General features: G+C 57.1%; 15 protein-coding genes. 4 read left to right on the top strand and 11 right to left on the bottom strand.

The genetic code is table 11. The features are described from left to right. Window positions 1–5 precede the first annotated feature (5 nt). The 4 genes from EC9_RS08585 to EC9_RS08570 all read right to left on the bottom strand — a co-directional run bounded on the left by EC9_RS08585 (window position 6) and on the right by EC9_RS08570 (window position 6,476). A complete protein-coding gene (locus EC9_RS08585) occupies window positions 6–2,024 on the bottom strand; it encodes a hybrid sensor histidine kinase/response regulator (RefSeq protein WP_145344087.1) in 2,019 nt (672 codons plus the stop codon). Continuing rightward, on the bottom strand, window positions 2,021–3,523 hold the full coding sequence (locus EC9_RS08580; protein WP_246106026.1) for an ATPase domain-containing protein: 1,503 nt from the start codon (window positions 3,521–3,523) through the stop codon (window positions 2,021–2,023). The genes EC9_RS08585 and EC9_RS08580 overlap by 4 nt, the downstream gene beginning before the upstream one ends. Window positions 3,524–3,977: 454 nt before the next feature. Further along, the gene (locus tag EC9_RS08575) at window positions 3,978–4,301 is read right to left on the bottom strand and encodes a hypothetical protein (protein ID WP_145344083.1); all 324 of its coding nucleotides are present in this window, start codon (window positions 4,299–4,301) and stop codon (window positions 3,978–3,980) included. 81 nt (window positions 4,302–4,382) lie between these two features. Beyond that, window positions 4,383–6,476: a catalase gene (locus EC9_RS08570; protein WP_145344081.1), complete on the bottom strand. Its 2,094-nt coding sequence runs from the start codon at window positions 6,474–6,476 to the stop codon at window positions 4,383–4,385. A gap of 55 nt (window positions 6,477–6,531) precedes the next feature. Here EC9_RS08570 and EC9_RS08565 point away from each other — a divergent pair, with 55 nt between their 5' ends. Both EC9_RS08565 and EC9_RS08560 read left to right on the top strand, forming a co-directional pair. Next, complete coding sequence (locus tag EC9_RS08565; protein ID WP_145344079.1) at window positions 6,532–6,717, top strand: hypothetical protein; 186 nt, start codon at window positions 6,532–6,534, stop codon at window positions 6,715–6,717. A 78-nt stretch (window positions 6,718–6,795) separates the two neighbouring features. Beyond that, on the top strand, window positions 6,796–8,352 hold the full coding sequence (locus tag EC9_RS08560; protein WP_218934678.1) for an IS1182 family transposase: 1,557 nt from the start codon (window positions 6,796–6,798) through the stop codon (window positions 8,350–8,352). Window positions 8,353–8,491: 139 nt separating this feature from the next. Here the strand turns inward: EC9_RS08560 and EC9_RS08555 are convergent. Both EC9_RS08555 and acnA read right to left on the bottom strand, forming a co-directional pair. Beyond that, window positions 8,492–9,624 (bottom strand): IS630 family transposase gene (locus tag EC9_RS08555; RefSeq protein WP_145124286.1). Its coding sequence is split into 2 segments (ribosomal slippage): window positions 8,492–9,189 and window positions 9,189–9,624, totalling 1,134 coding nucleotides; the frame shifts between segments, so codons are not numbered across the junction. 283 nt (window positions 9,625–9,907) lie between these two features. Continuing rightward, on the bottom strand, window positions 9,908–12,613 hold the full coding sequence (gene acnA / locus EC9_RS08550) for an aconitate hydratase AcnA (RefSeq protein ID WP_145344075.1): 2,706 nt from the start codon (window positions 12,611–12,613) through the stop codon (window positions 9,908–9,910). Window positions 12,614–12,948: 335 nt separating this feature from the next. On the opposite strand from acnA, the gene EC9_RS08545 reads away from it, so the two are divergent. Continuing rightward, window positions 12,949–13,770: a hypothetical protein gene (locus EC9_RS08545; protein ID WP_145344073.1), complete on the top strand. Its 822-nt coding sequence runs from the start codon at window positions 12,949–12,951 to the stop codon at window positions 13,768–13,770. A 66-nt stretch (window positions 13,771–13,836) separates the two neighbouring features. On the opposite strand, the gene EC9_RS08540 is transcribed toward EC9_RS08545, so the two are convergent. Continuing rightward, entirely contained in the window at window positions 13,837–14,046 is a 210-nt protein-coding gene (locus tag EC9_RS08540; RefSeq protein WP_145344071.1) for a hypothetical protein, read from the bottom strand. A gap of 241 nt (window positions 14,047–14,287) precedes the next feature. Beyond that, window positions 14,288–16,252, bottom strand: coding sequence for an acetate--CoA ligase (acs, locus tag EC9_RS08535; protein ID WP_145344069.1), 1,965 nt, complete (start codon window positions 16,250–16,252; stop codon window positions 14,288–14,290). A 282-nt stretch (window positions 16,253–16,534) separates the two neighbouring features. On the opposite strand from acs, the gene EC9_RS08530 reads away from it, so the two are divergent. Further along, a complete protein-coding gene (locus EC9_RS08530; protein WP_145344067.1) occupies window positions 16,535–18,973 on the top strand; it encodes an ammonia-forming cytochrome c nitrite reductase subunit c552 in 2,439 nt (812 codons plus the stop codon). Between the two features lie 146 nt (window positions 18,974–19,119). Here EC9_RS08530 and EC9_RS08525 read toward each other — a convergent pair whose 3' ends face one another. The 3 genes from EC9_RS08525 to EC9_RS08515 form a co-directional block, all read right to left on the bottom strand. Continuing rightward, the gene (locus tag EC9_RS08525; RefSeq protein WP_145344066.1) at window positions 19,120–20,832 is read right to left on the bottom strand and encodes a DUF262 domain-containing protein; all 1,713 of its coding nucleotides are present in this window, start codon (window positions 20,830–20,832) and stop codon (window positions 19,120–19,122) included. A gap of 329 nt (window positions 20,833–21,161) precedes the next feature. Beyond that, the gene (locus tag EC9_RS08520; protein WP_145344064.1) at window positions 21,162–22,967 is read right to left on the bottom strand and encodes a DUF4340 domain-containing protein; all 1,806 of its coding nucleotides are present in this window, start codon (window positions 22,965–22,967) and stop codon (window positions 21,162–21,164) included. 52 nt (window positions 22,968–23,019) lie between these two features. Then, window positions 23,020–25,935: a Gldg family protein gene (locus tag EC9_RS08515; protein ID WP_145344062.1), complete on the bottom strand. Its 2,916-nt coding sequence runs from the start codon at window positions 25,933–25,935 to the stop codon at window positions 23,020–23,022. Between the last annotated feature and the right edge of the window lie 86 nt (window positions 25,936–26,021).

Raw genomic sequence — 26,021 nt, 5'->3', positions numbered from 1 at the left:
GGAGGCTATAGTCGAAACTCGGATCCGACGAAGCTGCGGACCTTTTCTAAGAGCAGCGCACTGTCGATCGGCTTGCTCAAATAGTCGTTGCATCCACACTGGATGCAGCGGTCCATGTCCCCCTGCATCGCGTCGGCGGTCAGTGCGATGATCGGCCCCTTGTAACCGAGTCGACGCAGTTGATCGGCGGTTCGGTAACCGTCGAGTCGCGGCATCTGCATGTCCAATAGGATTAGGTCGACGACGCGGTCGTTGCGGAGCATCTCTTGCATCTTGTCGACAGCTTCCTGGCCATCTTCGGCCTCGGTAATCGTCGCCCCCGCGTTAGATAACAGACGCGAAGCGAGGAAGCGAATGTCGCGGCGGTCGTCGACCAGCAGCACGCTGCAGGTCAGCGGCGAGACATCGCTGGACGACTCCGACACCGGCACGTCTTCGAACGGTCGCAGCGGGACCAGCCGCGTGTTGGTGAGATCCCCGGGATCGATCGATACGGCAAAACAACTCCCCTCGCCCGGTTCGCTCTCGACGGAGATTTCGCCTCCCATGATGCTCGCCAATCGCTGCGATATCGCCAGTCCCAAACCGGTGCCACCAAAGGTCCGCGAGACCGACGAATCAGCTTGACTGAACGGCTGGAACAATCGATTGATCTGACGCGTCGTCATGCCGATTCCGGTGTCGGCAACCTGAAACAAAACTCGATTCGACGACCGGGCGTAAGAAACCGAGAGCGTGACCGATCCGCGATCGGTGAACTTGATGGCGTTGCCAACGAGATTGATAAGGATCTGTTTCAGCCGTTTCGGGTCGGTCTGAATCGTCTCGGGAACCAGGCCCTCGTAATTGATATGCAGGTCGATTTGACTCTCGGCAGCGCGGACATTCATGATGCTTCGCACATCTTCGATCAAGCGATTCGGAGAAAACGGCTCGACCGCCAGATCGAACTTCCCCGCTTCGATCTTCGATAGATCGAGGATATCGTTGATGATCGCCAGCAAAAACTTGCCGTTCCGGCGAACCGTATCGATGTGGTCTCGCGTCTCTTCGTGGTCGACCTTTTCATCGATCAGATCGATGTAGCCGAGGATCGCGGTCATCGGCGTGCGGATCTCGTGGCTCATGTTCGCCAAGAATTCGCTCTTCGCCCGGTTTGCACTCTCGGCCTGTTCGCGTGCTTCCAACAACGCGGCTTCCGATTCGTGTCGCTGCGTGACGTCCCAGACGATCCCCGAATGCCGTAACACTCTTCCCGATTTGCTTCGCACCGGCTCGCCGACCGCCGACAGCCAACGCTGGCCCAGTTGGGGATGCGCGATCCGAAACTCCAACCGCAGGTCGGTTCCATGTTCCAGCGAACTTGTCCATTGCGAGACCAATGCCTCGCGATCCTCTTCGTGGACGCGTTCGAAACAGCGTTCGGGATTTGGGACCACCGCTTTTTCAAAGCCGAATAGATCGTAGAACATCGGTGACCAATAGAGTTCTTTTTGACTCCATTCCCAAACGCCCATCTGGCCAGCTTGCAACGCCAATCGCAATCGGCGGGCATCGACAGCAGCCGCCTCGACCGCTCGCCGGCGTTCGATCAATAGATCCCGGACCGCGTATTGCCGGCGTCGATCGCGGAGCCGAGCCCGCAATTTGCTGACAAAAACCGCGATTCGCAGCGGGCAGGGAACCAGCGTGACGTTCCCCAGGGAGAGCAATTGTTCGACCCGCTGCGACGAAAGCTCTTCGGTTCCCAACAGCACCAGGACGGGGAAGTCGGACCATTCGGGCTGCCGTGACAGGACATCGTGCAGCCGCTGCATCTGGGCGTTGCCCAGGTGATCTTCGCCCACCAAACCGACGCCGACGCCCGCTTCGATCGCGTCGCACAGCTGTTCGATGGACGAACAGAAATCGGCTTCGATCTGGACGTCGTCCAAGATCTGCTTGCATATCTTGGCGTCCTGCGGAGTCGGTGCGAAAATGGCCACGCGTTGGCTGATGTCGCTGGACGGTTCCAGGGAATTCATTCGGGACTCGCTTCTCGGGGATCCAACAGCACATCGCGAGGTCCGATGAACTCGGGCGTTCCGGCCAGCACGCCGCGAAAATTCGTCAACGGTTGGCCGATCTCAAGGCCTTGATCGCTCAAGCCGAATTCACGAATCGTCCGCTCGTGATTGGCCGTGCGATTCTTGACGACCGATATCGCGCGGTGAATTTCGCCAGCGGCTTCGAAGTAGCGGAACAGGATCACCGCGTCGGCGAGATAGCTTGTGTCGACAGGCGTTCCCATCCCGTGCCCCATCATGCCATGCTGAGCAACGACCAGGAAGGTTGCAATTCCTCGCTTGCCAAGATAGTTCAAGATGTCGTGCAGTTGGACGACAAGAAAGTTTTCGTGCGGCATCGAACTCAAATAGCCGTTGAGGCTGTCGATCAACACGACAGTTGTCTTCCGCCCCTGAGCATCCTCGGCGACTTCCGAACGCACCTTCATCGCAAACTCATTGGGTGCGATCTCGCCGGCGGGAAGATGCCGAACAGCGATCGAGCCGTCATCGATGTATTTTCGCAGCGGTAGTCCGAGTCCCTCGGAACGCGTCAACAACGCGTTGTCGCTCTCTTCAAATTCGAACAGCACCGCCCGCTCGCCACGCTTTGCCGCTTCCACCGCGAACTGCACACCCATCGACGATTTACCGACACCGGCGGGGCCTAACAAAAGCGTGCTCGAACCCTCGGTGATACCGCCGCCCAACAATTGGTCCAGCGAATCCAAGCCGCTGCTGATCACGCGGCCGTCGGCAAACCACGGACTTGTGTCGACAGTCGCTCGCGGAAAGACTTGCATCCCGCCGCGCATCAACTGGACATCGTGAGCACCGCCGATGAAGTCCGACCCGCGGTGTTTGATCACTCGCAGATTGCGGCGTTCGTTGCCGTAGTCGGTCAGTCGTTGTTCGAGTCGAATCACGCCGTGAGCCAAACTCTGCAGCTGTTGGTCTTCGCCGCCGGTCGCCTTGTCGTCCAACAGCAACGTGGTGCAGCCGCGCCCAACAAAAAATTGCTTCAGCGCAAGGATCTGCCGGCGGTATCGCAGTGCTCCCTGAGACAGCAGCCGCATTTCCGACAGCGAATCAAACACGATCCTTTGCGGCTTCATCGCCTCGACCTGTTTCTGCACCTCTCCAACTGTGCTCCCCAGTTCGACCTCCGACGGTTCGAACATCGTGTACTGCGCGCGGCCGGCGGCGTCTTCGGGGTTCAGTAGTTCGTGGATATAGATGCCGTCGAGCGACCAGCCGTGCGACTGCGCGATCCCGATCAGTTCTTCTTTTGTTTCCGATAGTGTGACGTAGATTCCTTTCTCGCCACGATCGCGTCCCGCCAGAAGGAACTGCAGTCCAAACGTTGTCTTCCCCGTCCCCGGAGTCCCTTCGACCAGATACAACCGATCGCGGGTCAGTCCACCATGCAATATCTCATCGAGCGTTTCGATCCCCGTGCTGATTCTTTCGAATGCCATCTTGCTTTCGCCCGTCATGAACTTTGTCCTTATCCGTCGCAGAACGCACCCAAGCCAGCGCATCACGAGGCGACATCGGTGTCTCCGCAGCCGCTCGCTGCCCAACTATCGATCGGGCTGTAGCAAACAGTTGGTTTGGCCCCAATGCCATCCCCGATTGTCGATTGCAAACCCAACTGATCGTACCAGATTTTCTGCGGTGCATCAGGTAGAGAACCAGACAGTCCAGATCGATTTAGGCTTAGTGTTTAGGGGAATCAGCTGGCACGCGATAGCGGCCTAATTCTCCGATAGAACTGAAGGCCAACGCGCGACGGATGATACTTAAAATGAAACGCCGACCTGCCCAGTTGAAGGAGTCGGTGCGAAATGACGCAGCGGCGATTCGCTCGTTGTCAAAGGGAATAGCCAAGCCAGGAAACCGAAAGCACAACGAACGTTCCCGTTACCGCTATCAACACAGTTCATTCGATCTCTCCAACCACCAGTTTGCATAGGGCGTGTTGTGGATCATACAGCGATTGAAATCGGTGTCGTCGTCCCACCAAGTCGGCCCCCGCTCTCCCAATGCACGTTTGGCCTTGTCGACCGACTGGCGTGCGGATTTTAACGCGACGTCGTCGGCCGCTTCTCGAGCTCGCTTCACCTCCCGACGCGCCGCCATCAATTCATCGACAAACAACTGCCGCTCGACCTCGGACAGGTGCGGGTTGGTGCAGCGCCACAAACGCCCGCGAACTACAAAATAGTGACCGTCGGGCGTTCGTGGATGTTGCATCGGCAGAGAGTTTGACAACGGGAAAGAGAAGATGACGGACGGTTGCCGCTCCGTGGCCTCGCGGCCGCTGGGGGCCAACGGTCACAACGTCCGCAATTGAGGTTCGCGGTCCCAGATCCGGTGTCGCTTCGCCTGTTTGAGAAACTCGCTCAAGGTTGACGAATCGATCGAGATCACGCCTTCATCGGCGTCGGTGGCGACGGAAGCTTTTTCAAAGATCCCCGTCGCCGAGTCGGTGAAGCCGATGACTTTCAGATGCGCAAACGCATCGCGAACCCAGTTCACCGCTGCCGCTTCGCCAGCCAGCATCTCGGCATGGCCTGCCGAAGGGGCGACGATGACACAGTCGAACAGCACCGATGGTGCACCGGCGAGGAAGTCGTCGGTTGCCAGTTCCTTGCCGTCGCTGGTATGAATCGCGCCGCGAGTCGGAGCGATCACCGCCAGCGTTGCCCCTTCCTTTTTGGCGGCGGTGGCAATTGCGTCCAGCAGCTTCGCATCGATCCCGTCGGTCGTCAGCAATCCGATCTTTTTGCCTTGCAAAGATTCGGGGGCGACCGAATCCTGCGACAACGGCTTCGACGGTTGCACGTCGCGGACAGGAACCCGCGGCTGGATCGTATCGGCTTGCCCCGACATCCCCAGCTTCTCGGCAACCCGATCGCTCAGGCTTTGGTCGACGTTTGCCAGGTGCCCCAGCATCCGAGTGCGAATCTTCGCCTCGTTACATTTCCCCAACTCAAACGCAAACCCGCCAACGATGTGTCGTTGTTCGGGATCGCTCATCGAGATCCAAAACAGCCGAGCTTGCGAATAGTGATCGGCGAAACTCTCCGGACGAAGCCGCCGTTTCTCGCCCGCTTCGGCGGCGTGGTAGCTATTGAAACCGGCCATCGCGTTTTCGCGAGGACTGCCATCGTCGAGGCTGTTTGGCTCGTTGGCAACACGTCCCGTCGGCACCTCCATCTGCATATGCCCATCGCGTTGGAAGTTGGCAAACGGACACTTCGGCTTGTTGACTGGAATCTGATGAAAGTTGGGACTGCCCAGTCGCGACAGCTGCGTGTCGAGGTAGGAGAACAGTCGACCTTGCAGCAGCGGATCGTTGGAGAAATCGATCCCGGGGACTACGTGTGACGGGCAGAACGCAACCTGTTCGGTCTCGGCAAAGAAGTTGTCGACGTTTCGGTCGAGAACCATCTTTCCCAACGGCGTCAGCGGAACCAGTTCCTCGGGAATCAGTTTGGTTGGATCGAGCACGTCGAAATCGAATTCGTTCGCCTGATCTTCGCTGAACACTTGAACCGACAGTTCCCATTCGGGATAGTTGCCCGACTCGATAGCGTTCCAGAAATCGCGGCGATGGAAATCGGGATCGGCGCCGGAGATCTTCATCGCCTCGTCCCAGATCACCGAGAAGGTTCCCAGCGTGGGACGCCAATGAAACTTGACGAACTGCGATTCCCCTTTCTTATTGATCATCCGAAACGTGTGGACGCCAAAACCTTCCATCATTCGAAACGATCGCGGGATCGCCCGGTCCGACATCACCCACATCAGCATGTGCATGCTTTCGGGATTCAAGGAGACGAAGTCCCAGAAGGTGTCGTGAGCCGATTGGGCCTGAGGGAAGTCGCGGTCGGGCGCCGGTTTGACGCTGTGGATCAAGTCGGGGAATTTGATCGCATCTTGGATGAAGAAGACCGGCATGTTGTTGCCGACCAGATCGTAGTTCCCTTCGCTGGTGTAGAACTTGACGGCAAAGCCGCGGACGTCGCGAGCGGTGTCGGGCGAACCGGCGCTGCCAGCGACCGTGGAGAAGCGGCAGAAGACCGGCGTCTTCGTCTCGGCGTCCTGCAGGAATGCTGCCTTGGTCAGCTTGGCGTGAGATTTGTAGGCCTGAAAGTAACCATGAGCTGCGTAGCCGCGGGCGTGCACAACGCGTTCGGGAATCCGTTCGTGATCGAAATGCGTGATCTTCTCACGCATGATAAAGTCTTCGAGCAATTGCGGCCCACGCGGCCCAACCGACAGCGTGTTCTGATCGTCGGCGACGACTAAGCCCTGGTTTGTCGTCAGCGGTTGGTCCCCCTTCTTCGACCGTTGGTGCAACTCGCCACCCTCGCCCCAGTGCCCCGTTTCCGCCGCCGCTTTTTGTGCCTTCTTCTTAGCCATAGTCTTCCTGCTCGAGTTGGTCGTAACGATGCAGGAGGTCGAGAGTCCCCCCGCCGTGGATCGCGCTGTCGGGCTCAATGCAATTGATGTGCCAGAACAGGAATCCTCCGCACAAGCAAGCTTTTCCAACAATCCCAACGATCCCACCTTCGCAGTAGGCGGTTCGCCGACCAAGCTGCTCGCTGACCGACCGAATGACGCCAGGGGCGTAGCGGAACTCGTCAACGGCCTGTCGATTTAGTCATTCGCTGTCGACATGGAACTGGATAGCGCTAAACTCTGTTACGGGGCAATCGTACGGCCAGTTTGGAGAAGAGCGATGGGCTGGGCACAACCGAAAGAAAATCGCGAACAGCTCGTTCTTTTCGCTGAAAAACTTGATGACGCCGTCCCCATCGAGCATCCGGTTCGCACCATCGATGCGATGCTCGGCAAGATCGATTGGTCGAACTGGGAGGCTAGCTACGACCTCACCAAAGGACAGCCGCCAATTCATCCTCGCGTCATCGCCGGAGTCATTCTCTACGGGCTACTCAAACGCGTGCAAACCTCCCGGGCACTGGAGGAAGCCTTGCAATTTCGCTTGGACTTTCGCTGGCTGGCCGAAGGACGCTCGATCGACCACAGCACCATCGCCCGCTTTCGCACCTCCAACGCCGAGGCTATCGGCGACCTGTTTGTTCAAATCGGCCTGATTGCTCAACAGATGGGGCATCTCACATTGCGGTCACTCGGCTATGACGGCACGCGCCTGCGAGCAAGCAACCGCCGCAGCGGCACGCGGACGCCGGACGAACTTCGCCAGGCCAAGAAGCAACTCACCGCCGAGTTTGAAGAACATCGCCAAGCCGTTGAGCAGGCTCAGGACAGCGAAGACGAAATCTTCGACGCTGCGGCGGCAGCCGACAAAGAAGAGCAACTCTCTCGCCAGAGCCAGCAGATTGACTCGGCCCTTGCCGAGCTCGAGCGGATTCAAAGCGAAGGCAAGAAGGTTCCCGATCGCTTGCCGATCACCGACCCGCAAAGCCGGATCGCCAAAAACAAGGAAGGCGGCTTCGCACCGAACTACAACCCAACGGCCACGGTCGATGCCGATAGCGGGCTGATCGCCGCAGCCGATGTGATCAGCGGCATTGATGAACAGAGCCACATGCACGGGGCGATCGATCAGGTTCGCGAGAGCTTCATGGAAGGCGACCGGGAGCGTGAGGTCCAGGTGCTGGCCGACGGATTGATGGCAACCGGTGAGAACATTGCTGCCTGCAAGGACAAGCACGTCGACTTCTACACGCCAGCGGGACCGGAGAACCCGGCGTACCGCAAAGATCCAAGTCAACCGATCGCAGCCGAAAAGCTTGACCGACTTCCTGTTCGCGGCAAGAAGCCGAAGAAGGGTGAGCAGGACGAGCGGACGTTTGACAAGTCAGCATTCCTGTACGATGCCGAGGCGGACGTTTACTACTGCCCGATGGGCAAGACACTCGAGCGCAAGAGCCGGCGCAAAGATCACACCGGTGCCGAGCGTTTCCTTTACCGAGCCGACAAGCGAGACTGTTCGGGTTGTTCACTTCGGACGAAGTGTTTCAAGAACAGTCGCAATCAATATGGTCGCCGGATCGAGTGCGGTGTCCACGAACAAGCCAAGACTTCGCACACGCGTCGGATGCAGAGGGACTGCTCACGCACAAAATACGCTCTTCGAGCGGCGGTAACCGAACGTCCTTTCGCGTTGATCAAGCATCACTTTGGTGTTCGTGAGTTCCTTGTGCGCGGCCTAGAGAAGGTTCGTTGCGAGTGGCAATGGTTGTGCATCGCTCACAATGTTCATCGCTTGCTGTGTCTGGCTCCCCATCTTGCACGAGCGTGCGTTCCATAACGTTCGACTTCACCGGCATCGTGCCTTTCCCTGTCCGCCTCTCCTCCTACCTGCTCTCGATGACTTGTAGCTACCGCTACGCCGTCATCGCCAGCGGAGGTAAGGAGGAAACCAAGAAAAAAACGAACCTAGTGCTTTGTCAGGCTTTGATTTTGGGGTAGAGGGATTTTAGTTTTGTTCTCGCATCTTTGACTTGGAATTGCCAGTCAACGCCACGCTGTCTTCTGTTTGAGTGTGAGGACCACGCCTGTGTTTCCTTTCTCAGCGGCGCAATCGTCGCGAATCGACGACCGTTGATACACTGCCGCGTCATTGAACTGAGTTCGTTCTCAGCCGCGTTGAGCCAACTTCCATGCTTGGGTGTGTAACGGAACTCGATGCGACGAACCAAGGCACGGGCTTTTTCTGGCTTAAAGGCCTCGTAGAAGGCGCCTTTGGTGTGGGTATTGAGATTGTCACATACCAGGATGATCTTCTTCGCCTTTTTGTAGCGTGTCGTCAGCAGTGCCTCCATTTCGATGGCCCAATCGACCTTGGTTCGCTTTGGACGCACGGTGACTTCTCTCCATCCGGCCAGCGGCTCGGTGAACATGAACACGCTGGCGGTTCCGCACCGTTCATACTCGTAATCGACGCGTCGAGCATGATTGCGGGTCGCCGGGATCGGCGTTCGCGTCTCTTTGTGAAGCTGGACCGGCTGTTCGTCCATGCACACCACGGGATAGTCCGAATCATACGGTTCTTCGTAGGTATCTAGGACTTCTTCCATGCACGCTACAAATTCGGAGTCGGCGTCGGGTGGAATCACCCAATACTGGATCTTGCGATTGGTCATGCCGTTTTTTTAAGCGTTTGGCGAACGGTTTCGTAGCTGATCGAGTCCACGATCCCCAGTTCTACCACGTGGTCTGCCAACAGACGCAGCGACCAACTCGCGAACCCTTTGGGAGGTTTCCCCAACCGCAAGGCGATCACTTTCGCTTCTTGCTTTCCGTCAAGCGTCTTCTCTCGCGGGGCGCTCAAACGCGGTTTCCCGTGCAGCGCCGTATCGAACCCTTCGGTCACCAAACGTTTGCGAAGATTCTCCACGGTCTGAATCCGACACGCCAAAGCTTCCGCGATTTTGGCGTCGGTCCAGCCAGGTCCTTCCGTGTCAGCTTTGAGAAGGATCAGCGCCCGCCGTACCTTCTGCGAGGAGCCTTTCAGCTTCTTTACAATCGCCTTCAGTTCTTCCCGTTCTGTATCCGAAAGCCGAACGATATACTTCTTAATCATCGAATCCTCCGTGACTCGTGGGGCAATCGACCTACAAACTCCCGGATTCTTCCAATTTAGGAAACCCCAATTCCTAAGGCTGACAAAGCACTAGTGAGAAGTAGGTAGCCGGCCTAGCCGAACCTACCGAACTTCGAACCGCGCGGAACGGTGTCCATACGCAACGGCCCAGTGCGGCGCGAAACGCATAAAAAAAAGGCTGCACCGCGCGAACGCGGTGCAGCCCTGTGCTTCAAACGCCGCCCCGCGAGGGCGACGCTCTGTTTCCAAATGGTGCTGGCTACTCTTTCGCCAAGCTTCGCAGAACCGTTGGCAGGATGCCTTCGTTGCGATAGTAAACCATCTCGACAGGCGTATCGATGCGGACCAAGCATTCGAATTCGGTCACCTTGCCATCATCGGCAGTCGCCTTGACGGTCACGGTCGAACGGGGCTGCAGGTCGTTGGAGAGCCCTTGAATGTCGTAGGTCTCTTCGCCGGACAATCCCAGCGATTGCCAATCGTTTCCTTCGACCATCTGCAATGGCAACACGCCCATACCGACCAAGTTGCTGCGGTGGATACGTTCGTAACTGGTAGCGATCACGGCTTTGACGCCCAACAACAGCGTTCCCTTGGCAGCCCAGTCGCGGCTGCTGCCGGTGCCGTATTCGGCTCCCGCGATCACGATCAATGGAGTCCCTTCCTGTTGGTACTTCATCGACGCATCGTAGATCGACATCGTCTCGCCAGCGGGCAGGAAGCGGGTCACGCCACCTTCGGTTCCCGGCGCGATCTGATTGCGAATCCGGATGTTGGCGAACGTGCCACGAACCATCACGCGATCGTTACCACGGCGGCTGCCGAAGCTGTTGAACTCTTTTGGTCCAACGCCATGTTCTTGCAAGAATCGGCCCGCGGGTCCGTCCTTGGCGATCGCACCGGCTGGCGAGATGTGATCGGTCGTGACCGAATCGTTCAACAGTGCCAGAACGCGAGCACCGCGGATCGGTTGGATATCGGGAACATCGGCGGTGACCGACGACAGGAAGGGCGGTTCCTGGATGTAGGTACTCGATTCGGACCATTCGTAAATATCGCCACCGGAGACGTCGATCGCATTCCAACGCTCGTTGCCGGTCACGGCTTGGGCGTATTGGCGAGTGAACATTTCGGGTTGGACCGCTTCGTCGATCACCTGGCGAACCTCTTCGGTCGATGGCCAGATGTCCTTCAAGAAGACAGGCTGCCCATCTTTGCCCGTCCCCAAAGGTTCGGTCGCCATGTCGATGTCGGTCGTTCCGGCCAAAGCAAATGCAACGACCAACGGAGGGCTGGCCAGGTAGTTCGCTTTGGTGTGCGGGTTGACGCGGCCTTCGAAGTTGCGATTGCCGCTAAGCACGCTCGACGCGACCAAGTCGGCTTCGACGATCGCCGCCGAAACGGGTTCGGGCAGCGGGCCGCTGTTACCGATGCAAGTCGTGCATCCGTATCCGACGGTCTGGAAGCCCAATGCGTCCAAGCTTTCGCTGACGCCCGCTTTGTCCAGGTAATCGGTGACGACGCGCGATCCGGGAGCCAAGCTGGTTTTGACAAACGGCTTGACCGTTAGCCCCGCTTCGACAGCTCGCTTGGCCAACAGCCCCGCACCCAGCATTACCGAAGGGTTGCTGGTGTTGGTGCAGCTGGTGATCGCCGCGATCACAACCGAACCGTGGGTGATTTCCGATGACTTTCCATTGTCGTTGACCGTTGCGGTCTTGTTCAACTGAGTCGCATCCAAGCCGAAGCCCTTGGCTCCAACCGGCGCGGTCAACGATTTGTTGAAGTCGGCTTTCATGTCGGCCAGACGGACGCGATCTTGCGGGCGTTTGGGGCCAGCCAACGCCGGTTCGACGGTCGACAGATCCAACGACAGACGCTTGGTGTATTGGCACTGGTCGGCGTCGTTGCGCCACAGTCCCTGTTCCTTGCAGTAGCGTTCGACCAATTGGACCTGTGGTTCGGGGCGGCCGGTGCGACGCAGATAGTTCAGCGTCTCCGCATCGACGGGGAAGAAGCCCATCGTCGCTCCGTATTCGGGAGCCATGTTGGCCAGGGTGGCACGATCGGCCAGCGTCATCGCTTGCATCCCTTCGCCAAAATATTCGACAAACTTGCCGACCACTCCTTCGGCTCGCAACACCTCGGTCACTCGCAGCACCAAGTCGGTCGCGGTCGCACCGGGTGGCAGCTCGCCGGTCAATTCCATCCCGATCACTTCGGGCATCAACATGTACAACGGTTGGCCCAACATCGACGCTTCGGCTTCGATACCGCCAACGCCCCAGCCCAACACGCCCAGGCCGTTGATCATCGTGGTGTGGCTGTCGGTGCCGACCAGAGTATCGGGCAATGCGATCGGACCGTGTTCGTCTTCGCGGAGCCAGACAACGTTGGCCAGATATTCCAGGTTCACCTGGTGCACGATACCGACATTTGGTGGAACGACGCGGAAGTTATCGAATGCTTGTTGCCCCCAACGCAGGAACTCGTAGCGTTCGCCGTTGCGTTGGAATTCCATGTCGACGTTTTGCTGCAACGATTGCGAGCTGCCGAAGTAATCGACTTGCACGCTGTGATCGATCACCAGGTCGACGGGAATCAACGGGTTGATCCGCTTGGGATCGCCACCCAGGCGGCCCATCGCCGAACGCATCGCCGCTAGATCGACAACCGCCGGAACGCCGGTGAAATCCTGCAGCACCACGCGGGATGGCTTGAACGGAATCTCTTCGGCCGCTGGCGCAGATGCGTTCCAGGCGGCCAGATTCTTAACATCCTGTTCGGTCACGCTGAATCCGTCGCAGCCACGCAAAACGGCTTCCAACAGGATGCGGATCGAATAAGGCAGTTTGCTGACAGCGCCAAGGCCAGCGTCTTCCAGGCGACTGATGCGGTAGATGCCAGCGGTTCCGTTGCCGGTGTCAAATGTGTCGCGCGCGTTAAATGGATCGGTTTTCGTCACGGAGGTAACCTATCGAGTGTCGTAAGAAGCAAGCCAAAAATGGAATCAACACGACTCGAAACCGCGAGCGGTTTAAAGCAGTACCCTTCCGCCTTAAATGGACGTGTTAGTGTCATTCCCAACCATGCGGAGTATAGCGTTTTGCAATTTAGTTGTCTGCTAGGGAACTCAGCCCCAAAGTTCAAAATAGACACTCTGGGCGATCTGTTCGCAATTTTCCGATTCTACGGCTCGATCGGATTGTTCTGTTGTTGACGGCTGTGCCGTTCCGATCGATTAAATCAATGAACCAAGACATGGAACGATCTAACGATCTAGCCGGAGCACACCAAGCGATGAAATCTCGAATGCCGCAACCCAATCGTCAATGGAATTCCTCTTTGGGGGCGGTCGCACTCGCCGCCATCTTGTTTGGTTCCAGCCTCACTGCGGGAACGGCGGTCGCCCAATCCATGGACCGCGGCGTGCAACAATGCTCCTGCTCGCTGTTAAAGGGAGTCTGGGCAGGTTATGGCGGAACGAAGCAGAACAGCTGCGATGCGTGTGACGCTGGCTACGAACCAACCTGCGGATGCGAACAACCCAGTTGCGGATGCGAACCGAGTTGTGACGGCGGCTGTGATGGCGGCTGCAGCGGCAAGTCGGGCTGCGGCCTGTTGTCCAACAGCGCCGACATGTTTTCAAAATTCAAATTGAAATTGGGCACGATGCTGAAGCCCAAGGGGAACGATTGCCAATGCTGCCGGCAAAATGCCCCCTGTGCAAGTTCGTGTGGGTGTGGCGATAAACCGCAATCGCACCACAACACGGCAATCTACCAACACAACATGCCCGAGATGATGCCTGTCCCACCAGCGCCAATGATCGTTGCCCCCGTGGAACCAAGTTCCGACGTGGAACACTCACCGCACTACCACTACGAGGAACCCTCGTTGCCCGCCCCGAAAGCCGACTCGGCGAACGATCCGTTTCGCGACGATTCGGTCCGTGTCCGCCGCACCCCGGTTCCGGCAAAACATGCACCGGTAACCCACCTGCAACCGATCGGCGATCGCAAATCGGCACCCCCAGCGCTTCGCCCCGCGGTCTTTGAACAATCGGCGATGGGAGACCGTTGGTCGGCACCGCTACATGTTGCCCGACTGCAAAGCAAATAAAAAGCGCAGGCGATCGAAGCGACATCAACTGCGAGACGCAATTGACTGGCGAGCGGATCGTGGGATTCAGGCGACCGAACCCGCTTCCTCGCGGAAGAACCTTCGGTCCGACGGATGCCACAGCGGCAATCCCTTCTGCACTCGCCCTTGCAGGACGCTTAACTTCTCTGCGCTCCCGGGGAGCGCGGCGGTTGGCTGATACTGCTTTTCATCGCAGGGCAGCGGCTCAAAAGCCCAATCGCCATCTTGGACAGCATCAAGAATGGAACGTCTCATCTCGCGAATCTCCGCAACAATTATGTCGTACCACGATGAACGAACGATCGCCGTCCTGACATGAGCTGACAGCCGCGGCAATCGTTCTTTGGACCTTTGCCACGATCGGCTCGAACTCCAAGTCTTTGCGGCAGCGGGGCTCCCCCATCCGTCGCAACAAGTATCGAGCGGTCGCGGACCAAAGTCAAGCAACGGAGTGTTGCTCGACGCTTCCAAGATGTCGCATCACGCGCGGCGGTGATTAGCTTTCGTCGTTCTCGCGGAGCTTCGCGATCACGGCGTAATCTTCCAGAGTGCTGGTGTCGCCAGCGGTCTCTTTTCCTGCGGCGATGTCTCGCAGCAAGCGTCGCATGATCTTGCCACTACGCGTCTTTGGAACTGCGGCGGCGAAGCGAATTTCGTCGGGCTGAGCCAACGCGCCGATCTCTTTGCGAACGTGCAGACGGAGTTCTTTTCGCAGCTCATCGGTCGGTTCACCCGACTTCAGCGTGACGAATGCGGCGATTCCCTGACCTTTGATTTCGTCAGGGCGGCCAACGACAGCAGCTTCCGCAACGGCGGGGTGACTGACCAGAGCGCTCTCGACTTCGATCGTGCTCAATCGGTGCCCCGAGACGTTGATCACGTCATCGATGCGTCCCATGATCCAGTAGTAGCCATCGGGGTCGCGACGGGCATTGTCGCCGGTCAGATACTTATCGGGGAATTTACTCCAGTACTGTTCGACATACCGTTCCTCGTCGCCCCAGATGCCGCGCAACATTCCCGGCCAAGGTTGAGCGATGCACAACATGCCGCCTTGATCGACATCCAGTTCGGTTCCCGCTTCGTCGACGACAACTGGCACCACGCCTGGCAACGGCCGCGTGCAACTGCCCGGTTTCGTTGCGGTAACGCCCGGCAGTGGACTCATCATGATTCCGCCGGTTTCGGTCTGCCACCACGTGTCGACGATCGGGCAACGCTTGCCGCCAATCTTCTCGTGGTACCACATCCACGCTTCGGGATTGATTCCTTCGCCGACTGAACCGAGCAGCCGCAAGCTGCTGAGGTCGTGCTTGTCGACGTGATCATCGCCCCACTTGATAAACGCGCGGATCGCCGTCGGTGCGGTGTAAAGAATCGTAACTTTATACTTCTCGATCAGATCCCAGAATCGATCCTCGGCGGGATGGTTGGGGGCTCCTTCGTACATCATGCACGTCGCGCCAGCAGCCAACGGGCCGTAGACGAGGTAGCTGTGCCCGGTGATCCAACCGCAGTCGGCGGTGCACCAATAGACATCGTTGTCGCGGTGGTCGAAGACCCATTCGAAGGTCCGTTTCGCCCACAGGTTGTAGCCAGCGGTTGTATGCCGGATACCCTTCGGTTTGCCGGTGCTGCCGCTGGTGTAGAGGATGAACAACGACGCTTCGCTGTCCAACGGAACCGCAGGAAAATCTTCGGGTTGGTCGGCAACGAGGTCATGCCACCAAATGTCCCGTCCCTCGACCATCGGTGTCTCTTGGTCTTCGATCCGTTGCAGGACGACACACTTTTCGATCGTCGGCGATTTTGCCAACGCTTCGTCGACAGTCTCCTTCAGTGGCAGCACTTTGCCGCGGCGATAGAGTCCGTTGGCGGTCAGGACGACTTTGGCTTTCGCGTCGTTGTTACGATCGGCGATCGCTTCGGCGCTAAAGCCGGCGAAGACGACCGAGTGAACAGCACCGATCCGGGCGCAACCAAGCATCGCGATCACCAACTCGGGCGTCATCGGCATATAGATGCTGACGACGTCGCCCTGTTGGACACCGATCGATTGCAGACCAGCGGCGAATTTGGAGACTTCCTTTTGCAGATCGGCAAAGGTCAATGTGCGGGTATCGCCAGGTTCCCCTTCCCAGATCAAAGCAGCTTTGTCGCCGCGACCGGCCGCGACATGACGATCGACGCAGTTGTAGCAGGCGTTGGTCTTGCCACCGACGAACCACTCGACGTTGGGGCTGTTCCAGTTCAGGACCTTGGTGAACGGTTCGAACCAATGCAGGTGCTCTTTCGCTTCGGCACCCCAAAAACCTTCGGGGTCGTTCTTGGCGGCTTCGTAGAGCGCTTCGTATTGGGCTTGAGATTTGATTACAGCCTGATCGGTGAATTCCGCGGGAGGCGGAAACAGCCGAGATTCGGTTAACACGTGATCGAGGTTGCCACCGGCGGATTCTGACATGCGTATTCTCTGAGCGTCGAAACGGTAGGATTGAGAGGGGGTGAAGGCAAGATTCTAAATTGCAAGCATCTGAACTGTCAACGAACAGAGAGAATCGAGCCCACGTTCTTACCGCTAAGGGTGTCGGTCTGCCCAAAACGACCTGAATATCCCCTACGCTTTGGCACCGACTTGGTCACCACCCCATTTTGCGGCTAGACTTGAGATCCCAACCGCAGTGATCCTTCGCAAATTCCGGTTGGTGCCTGTTCATCGACTGCCCCCATTTCGAGTGCCCCCCGAGTGAATCGCATCGACCCTTCATCTACCAGCGGTTCCCGCCCCTTCCTTTCCGGCAAACGCCGCTGGATGCTGGGTCTCGCGGCCTTCTTCATCGCGATCGCCGGTGGCGTCTTTGCCGATTATTGGTCGGCGATGCCGATCGATGCCAAAGCCAGCTTTACCGGCCGCGACGCCTGTATCCAGTGCCATCAAAAAGAAGCCGAATTGTTTGCCGGATCGCATCACGATTTGGCGATGGATCTGGCGACTGACGAGTCGGTGATCGGTGACTTTAGCGGCGTCGAATTTACCCATCACGGGATCACCAGCCGGATGTTCCGCGACGGCGATCGGTTCATGATCCATACCGAGGGTCCCGATGGCGAGATGGCCGATTTCGAGATCAAGTACGTCTTCGGCGTCGATCCGTTGCAGCAGTACATGGTCGAATTCGATCGCACGGCGGAGATGTCCGAAAACGAGGTCGGTCGGCTGCAAGTGCTGCGTGTCAGCTGGGATACGCACGCCAAAAAATGGTTCTACCTAGAACCGCCAGATGTCCACGAGAAACTTGCTCCCGACGACGATCTCCACTGGACCGGCATCGCACAGCGTTGGAACACGATGTGCGCCGAGTGCCATTCGACCAACCTGCAGAAGAACTTTGATCCTAAGACGGCCAGATATCACACGAGCTGGTCGGAGATCGATGTCAGCTGTGAAGCCTGTCACGGACCGGGCAGCCTGCACGTCGAACTGGCGCAAAGCAAGTCGCTGTTTTGGGATCGCCATCACGGGATGGGATTGGCCGACTTGAAAGGCGCCGATGCGATTCCGCAGATCGAAGCGTGCGCGCCGTGCCACAGTCGCCGCCGCGTGCTGAAGTCCGGTTTCCAGCCGGGTCAACGCTTCTGCGACTTCTACGAACCCGAACTGCTGCAGGAATCGACCTATCACGCCAACGGCGAGATCTTGGACGAGGTCTACGTCTACGGGTCGTTCATTCAAAGCAAGATGTACCACAAGGGGATCCGGTGCAGCGATTGCCACGACCCGCATTCGCTGAAGCTGAAGCAACCCGGCAACGCGACCTGCACCTCGTGCCACGCTCACCCGGCGGGCAAATACGACACGCCATCGCACCACCGGCACGAACCCGGCACGGCGGGGGCTTCGTGTGTCGAATGCCATATGCCCGAGACGACTTATATGGCCGTCGACCCGCGACGCGATCACAGCATTCGAATCCCACGCCCCGATCTGTCGGTCGCGTTGGGAACGCCCAACGCTTGCACTGGCTGCCATGTGGAGTTGGAGAAGGAGAAGCAGCCCGAAGAGATCCGCAAGCGATTGCCCAAGTTTGCGGAGTTCGTCGCGTCCAGCGAACAACTGCCCAGCGATTCGTATTCCAAATTGACCGAATACGCGAAGTGGTTGGAGCAAGCTCGCGGCGGCGACACAAAAATCAAAGCGGTACTGCACGAGATCGATCAGTGGTGCGATGACGCTTGCGATCGCTGGTACGGCGATCAACGCAAACGCCCCGATCACTTCGCCACCGCGCTGCATGCCGCTCGCACGCAACAGCCCGACGCGCTGCAGCAACTGGCAAACGTCGCGCTCTCCAAAGAAGGTGTGCCCGATCTGGCTCGCGCCACCGCAATCCAAGAACTGAGCCGCGCCGACAGCGGCGCCGACGCGACCCGCGTCGCTCGCGAAGCTCTAAAAGATCCGAATCCAATCGTTCGCGTGGCGGCGGTCCGCGTCTTCGAAGGTCGCGATCCGAGCCAGATTCGTCGGACGATCGTTCCGATGTTGACCGATGATTCGCGGCTGGTTCGCAGCGAAGCGGGGCGGATCTTGTCGACGGTCCCCGCGGACAGTTTGTCGGCCGGGCAACGCGAGCAACTGCGAACTGCGTTGGATGAGTACCACGAATCGTTGATGGAGACATCCGATCGCGGCAGCGCTCACTTGGTCTGGGCCGTGGTTCTGGAAAACCAAGGCCGCTATGGCGAAGCGATCGAGTCGTACGAGACGGCGATTCGTGTGCAACCTGGCGCCGTCGGACCGCGCAGCAACTTGGCGGCGCTGTTGGAATCGATGGCTCAATCGGGACAATTGCCTCCCGCCGAGGCGGCGGAGATTCAAGCACGCGTCACGAAATTGCGAGCGGATGAATTGCCGTTGCTGCAGCGCGACGCCAATCTCGCTCCCGACAACGGCCCGCTGCAATATCGACTTGGCCTCGCGCTCTACCTCCAAGGCGATGCGGAAGCCGGATTGCAACGGATTGAAAAATCGGTCGCCTTGGAACCGGAGAACGAACAGTTTCTGCTGGCCCTGGTGCTGTTGTTGCAAAAGCTGGAACGGATCGATGAAGCGAAAGCGGCTTGCGAGCAATTGCTCCAACGTTCGCCCAACAACCCACAATACCGCAACCTACTACAACAACTGTAACGGCAACCACGGGGACGCAAAACCTCGAATGAAAGCCCGTGCGTTCATCACAGGCAATTCGAATCCTAGGAACACGCCGACATGAAGCACCTGCTCGGTGCAGGTCGCCACCGTCTCGACCGCAACGTCAATTCGGCAACGCCTCGCTACAATGGCAATGACCAAATCGTCTTTGCAACCTTGGCCATGGCGGCTTGCCTCTGCTCGATGGCGACTTCCGTCCAATCATCAAAACGGGACAGTTCGCTCGTTAGACGGTACGTCGATTTAGCATAGGCAATCAATTTATTCTGAAATGACGCGTTCCCAGCGGCAGCCGAATTGAGACTGCGTTCTAACAGCGTGTAGTTCCCGAGACGTTCGACCACCCGATCCTGAGCGATTGCCGAAAACCCCTCCCATCCCGTATCGGCAGGATTCTCGGGAAGGATATGCTCGATTGTTGCCTGCATTGTTTCATCGCTAATCTCCACATTGCCCTTTTGCTTTTCAATCTTTGCAAGTAGATAACGCAAACGCTTACCCGATACACCACGCGGCTTCAAACGAAGGGTTGAAAAGTCTGCCACGAACTCTTCATCTGGAACGTAAATTCCCTGAAGCGTATCCCGCAGATCGGCAAGACGCTTCACTTTACCAGTTCGCAATTCCAACGCAGCACGATTGTAAACCTCTTCAAGAATGTGGGTACTTCGCCGTCCTACGCCGTTGAAGCGAACCGATAACACGGCACAATATCTGAGTACGTCAACCATCTGGCTAGCGTCACTAAAACTATCTTTTGCAGCCAAAACAAAAGGAGTGAACTGAGAAACGTTAAACAGTTTCAAGACCCGAACATGTTCTCTGCCCCCTTGAAAATCGAGCCAGAATTCATTGGAATCGTCATTCAACGCCTCGAACCACGCGGCGTCCTGCTCGAGTCGATCGAGTAGTGCGTACACGTCTTCAAGCGTTGCCACCTCTCTTTTGATCGTCTTAAAGAGTTGCTTGCGACGAACATACTCGTTTCGAGAATTATGATGATGTCGCAAAAACTCTGGAAATCTTGCAACGCCGACTCGAGACGTGATCCTGGCCCATTGCTTTAGCACCGGCTCCATCTGAGACTTGCTCAAGCGGTCAGCCAAAGACAACAGGTAATTCTTCAACAGGTCTGTTTCGGTTAATTCTAACCCTCGAGCATTCAGCGTTTCGAAAACAGTATACGCACTTACCTGATCCTGAACCCGCACGGTAATGAATACCAACCGTTCGGTAACGACTTCGTTGACAAATCGAGCGACGTCCGCCCCCATCGAATTGGATTCAAATTTCTTCCGCACCTTGAGCTGAAAAAACTGGAAACAAGCCCAAAGCAATTTCTCCGAGTCACTCAAGCCGCGCGTTCCTCCCTGCGGCGCCTTGCGCTGGGCAATATTCAATTGAAAAAAATCGTCATCGTTGGCATTCAATTGCAGCTTTGGCGTGATTCGTAAACTCGCGGGATCCTTGGCACCGAGATAACTTCGCTCCAGTTCTGACGCTCGCTCACGATTGTCCTCCGAGTGGAGGCCATCACGAGCCAATTGATCCAGAAAATCGACACACGCCAAAATCAAAATACTTAGTGTGGCCATCCGTTGTTGGCCATCAATGATACGGTAGTGCTTCCGCTCTGCACTCTCCAAGACCACCGCACCCATATAGTGATCTTCTCGACTTGCTTCGATCGACATCAAATCTTCCCAGAGATCTTCCCAATGCTCCTGTTTCCATGAATAATCGCGTTGGTAGGGCGGAACCTTGTAGCTCTTTCCGTTACTTAATAGCTCCTTGAGATCTTCGGTATCGGTGTTGAGTAGAGAGTTACGTGTCATTGGTTAGTGAACCTAAACATTTTGGTTGCAGCATCGGCTTTGGGGTAACAACGAGCACACCATTTCCATCCGCACTTCTTGGTCATTCTCGCGATTAACGTCCAATGCCATTATAGGCCTTTGGTTCCATAGCCAACAGTTCGTCACGCGAAGCATCTCGCGGCAGTTCGCCTCGAGAGTATCGCGTCCGTAACGCAAAGCTGGCAATGGATCGACCATTCCACCCAGACTTCCAGACGTTCCATCAGGAGTGCATCAAACGAAAACAGCACGGTTCTTGCGAACCGTGCTGTTGATGCTCGTTAGAAATCGGGACTGCCCCGACCGACTCAGTTGCCCGGCACGACGGGAGCTGCTGCTCCGGCGGGATCCTTTTTCTTGATCAGATCATCGCGAGTCAGGTGGATCTTGCGGTATTCGCTCTCGGGAACCACGTAGTACCATTCGGCGAAGCGTTCGTTCAGGCTACGAACCTTTTTCCGCGCCTCTTCCAGTTGATCGTTTCTCGCGTCCAACTTGCGTTGATTCGCTTTACGGATCGATTCCTGTGCAACCTCCAATTCCTCCTGCTTCTCCTCATCGGTCAGTTCCGGAGCGGCGGGCTTAGCTTCCGCATCGGCAGGCTTCTCCGCCTCGGACGCCTCATCGTCCTGGAACAAAGTCTCTTCGGTCTCTTTGTCATCGTCGCTAGGAGCTTCACAACTATCAGCTTCCTCTTCGTCGGCAGGCGCCTCTTCGGTCGGCTCGTCAGCGGCAGGCTTTGATTCCTCTTCAGCCGCAGGCATATCAGCTTCCTCGGTCTTTTCAGCCGCAGGCTTTTCGTCCGCTTTCGGCTTGGCATCTTCCGGCTTGGGCTCCGCCGCCGGTTGATCGGTCTTGGGTGCTTGAGCCGCTTGGATCTCTGGATGCAATTGTTCCCAGGTCTCGGGAACGGTTTGCAGTTCGGGTTCAGGGAAAGTCGCTTCGTTGACCCGCGCGCTGACCAACAAATATCGGTTCACACCGACAACTTGCTCCTCCGCTCCCTCTTCGGATTCCTCTTCCGAATCCAGGCTTTGTTGATCGATTTCACCGAAGCGGAGCAGATATTCGACTCCGTTTTTAAGCGTCGCGATCAACTCGCCATTAGCCGCAAAGACCTCTCCCTTGCCATCTTCGGTCGGTTGAGGATAGAAGCCGCGTGTGATCAGCGAACGAACGGCATCGTCGTTCTTCATGAACCCGGCGTCGGTCTTCAGATCGCCCGAGAGGCCCTCGGGTTTGCGACGAACATCAACGATCTTGAGGTCGTCCAACGCGCTGCGAAGGTCGCCCAATTTGGTTCCGTCGAGCTCTTCATCGGCGGCCAACGTTTGGGCGACTGGCTTCCCTTTTTCGTAGACATCCAACTTGGCAAGCTTCCAGACGTCATCCTCTTCCAAAGCGATATCGGCATCGAAGTTCGGTTGCATGCTGGCACCTTGCAAGGTGCGGACGATCGAATAATCGCGAATTCCGATCTCTTTGATGTCGAACGAACTGAGATCCAACAGATTGTCTTCGATCCAAGATTCAAATTTTGTCGTCAGCGGAGTGTCGTCAAATTTAACGACATAGGTGACATCTTGAGTCGGGATTCGGACGAAGCGTTGGTCCTCGGTATCTTTGACCATGCTGCCGATGATCAAATTCACCAGCACTTCCCCATTGTCGTTTTCGAATTGCACCAACCGTCCGACACCTTCGTCACCGACTTTCAACGAACTGGCGTTGGGTTCCAGAACGCCGAACTTCTCGTGATCGTCTTTGACTTCGCTGGCGACATCCAAGATCTCCAGATCCAAAAACGCGGTTGCGGCATCGCGGATCTGTTCGGTCGCATCGGCTGGATAGCCATCGTGCGAAGGGATCGACCACTGATTGGTTTTCGAGTCGCGAGTGACCTCGAAGGAACTCAGCTGCCCCAGTTCTTCGTCGAAGCGATCGATCTTCAACATCGAAACGTCCAACACATCGTTGAAGTTTTCGAAGATCGGTTTGCCGATCAAGGCGGCCAGATCGGTCTCGGTCGAACGAGGCCACGCCACGATGGCCGCCATCGCGACCACAGCCGACGCGACTAACCAAAAGACGCCTGTCTTTCCACTTTCACTCACGTTTCTATTCTCCGCAATTCTGTCTTGGTATCAGTCTGATTTAAGTCGGGGGTTATCGAAGCCGGCTTTTGGAAATGTTCTCGCGTTCACGCAGTCGACGCGACGCAAAGACGATCACGCCGATCAACAACGGCGGGATACAAGGGAGCGTCACGGCAGCAGCCTTCACACGATTCTGTCGCGCTCGAACGGTCAGATCGGCCGCCCGGCGTTCCTTTTGAATCTGGCTGTCTCGTTCGCGCTCCAATTTCTCGCGACTGACGGTCAACATCCGTTCCAACTGTTGCTGTTTCATCATGAATCGGGTCTGAATCGCCTGGAACGCACCGAGATCGATCTTGCCGTCTTGGTTGTTCTTCTTGGCGTCGTCCAGTTCCTTTTGCAGCTTCTGCAGCTCTTCGGTGTTCTTCTCTTCGATCTCGCGGACCTTTTCTTTAAACGCTAGATCGAACTCTGCTCCCGCAGCGCTCTCTTTTTCGCGAGCTTCGTTCTCGACCTCTTCGATCCACTGCAGCGTGCTGAACCGTGGCTCGTGCTTGCGGACGTCGATGAACAGGCTTTCGTCCGCCAACCAATCGACGATGTTCAACACAAAGGTCACGTTCTGAACGCGCAGATCGACCTCGGCAAACAACTCTGGCTGAGCCCGAATCGCCAAGAACTCTTGGATCAACAGATCGGTATCGGCCACATAAACGGCTTTGATCGATCCGCTGCCAGACTCGTCGGTTTCGGACTTCGCATCGGCGTCATCCTTCTCGGCGCTCTCCTTGCCAGATTCATCCTTCGCAGCTTCCGACTTGTCAGATCCTTCGATCGCCATGGCGATCGTTTGAATTCCTTTGAAGTCACCCTGTTCGGCACGCAAGGTGTTTGGGTCGCGCATCGCGGGCTGCAGTTTCGCCAACGGGATCAAGCCCGTCGCCATACCGGTTTGCACCAACGGCGTATGCTTCAGCACCGAATCTTTCTTGGCGTTGACCGCACCGGCGTAGATGAACAAGATCTCGCCGAGTCCCGCGGTGATCGGGTTCGCTTCGGAGAGCGCGTCCTCGGCGCCGGGCGATTCCTCTTTGGCGAACAACCATTGGTCGTTGTAGCCCAACGCGGCCATCTTGGGATACGGATTGTAGTGTTGCCAAACGATATCGGGGGAGAAGAGAGCTGTCATTCCCGGCATGCCGGGCGACTCGATCTCCAACACATCCCACAGTTTACGGATATCGCCCTTCGGAACTGGGCCGCCCTGCTGGCCAAACATGCCCCCTGGCGACTGCTTCGGTTCGCCCGTTCCTGGGATCCCCCGGCTCGTCATCGGATCCTCGAAGATGGCCGTTGGAATTCCCGCCTTCACCCCTTCGACCAAACGGTCGAATTGATCGGGAGCCAGCGACGAAGGTTGCACGGCGACGACCGCATCAAACCGGCTCGGATCCAATGGCGACGACAGATCGACCTCGTCGACTTGATATTGCTTTTCCAACTCGACGACCAACGGATGCTTTTCGATTCGCCGCGGCGATCCGCCAGCCATCGAGAATCCGCCCATCAGGTTGGCGTCGGTATTGACGATGCCCAATCGCTTGCGAGTGCTTTGCGAAACGGTTTTGATCGAGCGAACCAATTCGTATTCGACCGGAATGCCGTAGTCGAAGAATGGCACGACAACCTTCTCCAACCCGCTTCGGAAAGCGGCCCCCAACAGGATCTCTTGGTTCTCCATCGAGCCTTGCGAGCGAACGAATCGGGAGACCGGTTCGATCCCAAAACGCTCCGACGCCAGGGCGGCTTCGTCGCTGAACAACTCCAGATCTTGGTACAGGTTGACGTCGATCGTCTTGCCCCGCTTGGCCGCTTCGGCGCGGAACTCTTTGAGCACGCTGACCAATTCGTATCGGGTCCGTGCGTATTGTTCGGGAATATCGGTCGAGATAAACGCATCGACCACGATCGGGCGATCGGCGTCGAGATTCTTGATCAATTCGATCGTGGCGGGGGCCAACGAACTGACGTTTCCCTCGGTCGTATCGATCCGTTGGTCCCAGTTGCGAAGCAGCACAACCGCACCACCGGCCAGCACCATCAAGGCGACAGCGCGAGCGGCGTAATGCCAAAACATCGTGTTTCCATCTTTGCTGCCCGACCAGTGACGGCGACCGATCAAGACCATGCACAGATAGATCCCGATCAGGGCGACCAACAAGAAGTAAACGGTCGACGAAAGACTGATCACGCCGCGGCCAAAGTCGTCGAATTGGGCGCTCAGTCCCGATCCGCTAACGATCCGCTGGAACCAACCGCCGGGAATGATCACGTCGGCCATCGACGCAAACGCCAGCGGCGCGTTGAACAGAGCTCCCAAGATAAAGCCAACGGTCAGGTTGCCGGTCAAGAACGAAGCGACCATCCCGATCGCAATCATCGTCAGCCCGACGAACCAATATCCGAGGTAGGTAGTGAAGAACAGCCCGGTATCGAGATCGCCATAGCTGAGCACAGCCAGGGTGATGAAGTTCGACAGCTGAGAGAAGATCAACGACGCGGTGAAGATCGCCGAGGCCGCCAGATACTTACCGATCACGATGTCGAAATCATCCGCCGGCAGGGTCAGCAGCAGTTCGTCGGTCCCTTGGCGTTTCTCTTCAGCCCAGATACTCATCGTGATCGCGGGGATAAAGAACAACATGATCAACGGCAGATAGCGATTCAATTGGTCCAGCGTCGCAAGGTTGTCGTTGAAGAATTCGTACGGCCAGAAGGCAGCCAACGAAGTCAAAAAGACAAAGATACACAGGAACACATATCCGGTTGGATTGCTGAAATAACCGAAGAAATTGCGTCGCAATACCGCAAACGCGGCGCGTTTGGTGCGAGCCAAGAGACTGATCAGAACAAACAGCACGCCGACGAAGATCAAGTCGATCAGAAGCAGTTTGAGCAGAGCCAATAGGAGAGTTACTAGATCCATTCTTCTACACTATTTCAATTGCGAGAACTGGTGATTTGATTTCAACGGCATGTTCGCGATCCCCAACCGGAACCGCGAGCTCAGAT

This window comes from Rosistilla ulvae (assembly GCF_007741475.1).
Classification (GTDB): Bacteria; Planctomycetota; Planctomycetia; order Pirellulales; family Pirellulaceae; genus Rosistilla; species Rosistilla ulvae.
This window is presented reverse-complemented; position numbering and strand designations above follow the sequence as displayed.

Excerpts from the sequence above, each read along its gene's own strand:
- EC9_RS08570 (WP_145344081.1), bottom strand. The coding sequence starts at position 6,476 with ATGGCTAAGAAGAAGGCACAAAAAGCGGCGGCGGAAACGGGGCACTGG.
- EC9_RS08525 (WP_145344066.1), bottom strand. The coding sequence starts at position 20,832 with ATGACACGTAACTCTCTACTCAACACCGATACCGAAGATCTCAAGGAG.
- EC9_RS08560 (WP_218934678.1), top strand. The coding sequence starts at position 6,796 with ATGGGCTGGGCACAACCGAAAGAAAATCGCGAACAGCTCGTTCTTTTC.
- acs (WP_145344069.1), bottom strand. The coding sequence starts at position 16,252 with ATGTCAGAATCCGCCGGTGGCAACCTCGATCACGTGTTAACCGAATCT.
- EC9_RS08575 (WP_145344083.1), bottom strand. The coding sequence starts at position 4,301 with ATGCAACATCCACGAACGCCCGACGGTCACTATTTTGTAGTTCGCGGG.
- EC9_RS08585 (WP_145344087.1), bottom strand. The coding sequence starts at position 2,024 with ATGAATTCCCTGGAACCGTCCAGCGACATCAGCCAACGCGTGGCCATT.
- EC9_RS08545 (WP_145344073.1), top strand. The coding sequence starts at position 12,949 with ATGAAATCTCGAATGCCGCAACCCAATCGTCAATGGAATTCCTCTTTG.
- EC9_RS08540 (WP_145344071.1), bottom strand. The coding sequence starts at position 14,046 with ATGAGACGTTCCATTCTTGATGCTGTCCAAGATGGCGATTGGGCTTTT.
- EC9_RS08515 (WP_145344062.1), bottom strand. The coding sequence starts at position 25,935 with ATGGATCTAGTAACTCTCCTATTGGCTCTGCTCAAACTGCTTCTGATC.
- EC9_RS08580 (WP_246106026.1), bottom strand. The coding sequence starts at position 3,523 with ATGGCATTCGAAAGAATCAGCACGGGGATCGAAACGCTCGATGAGATA.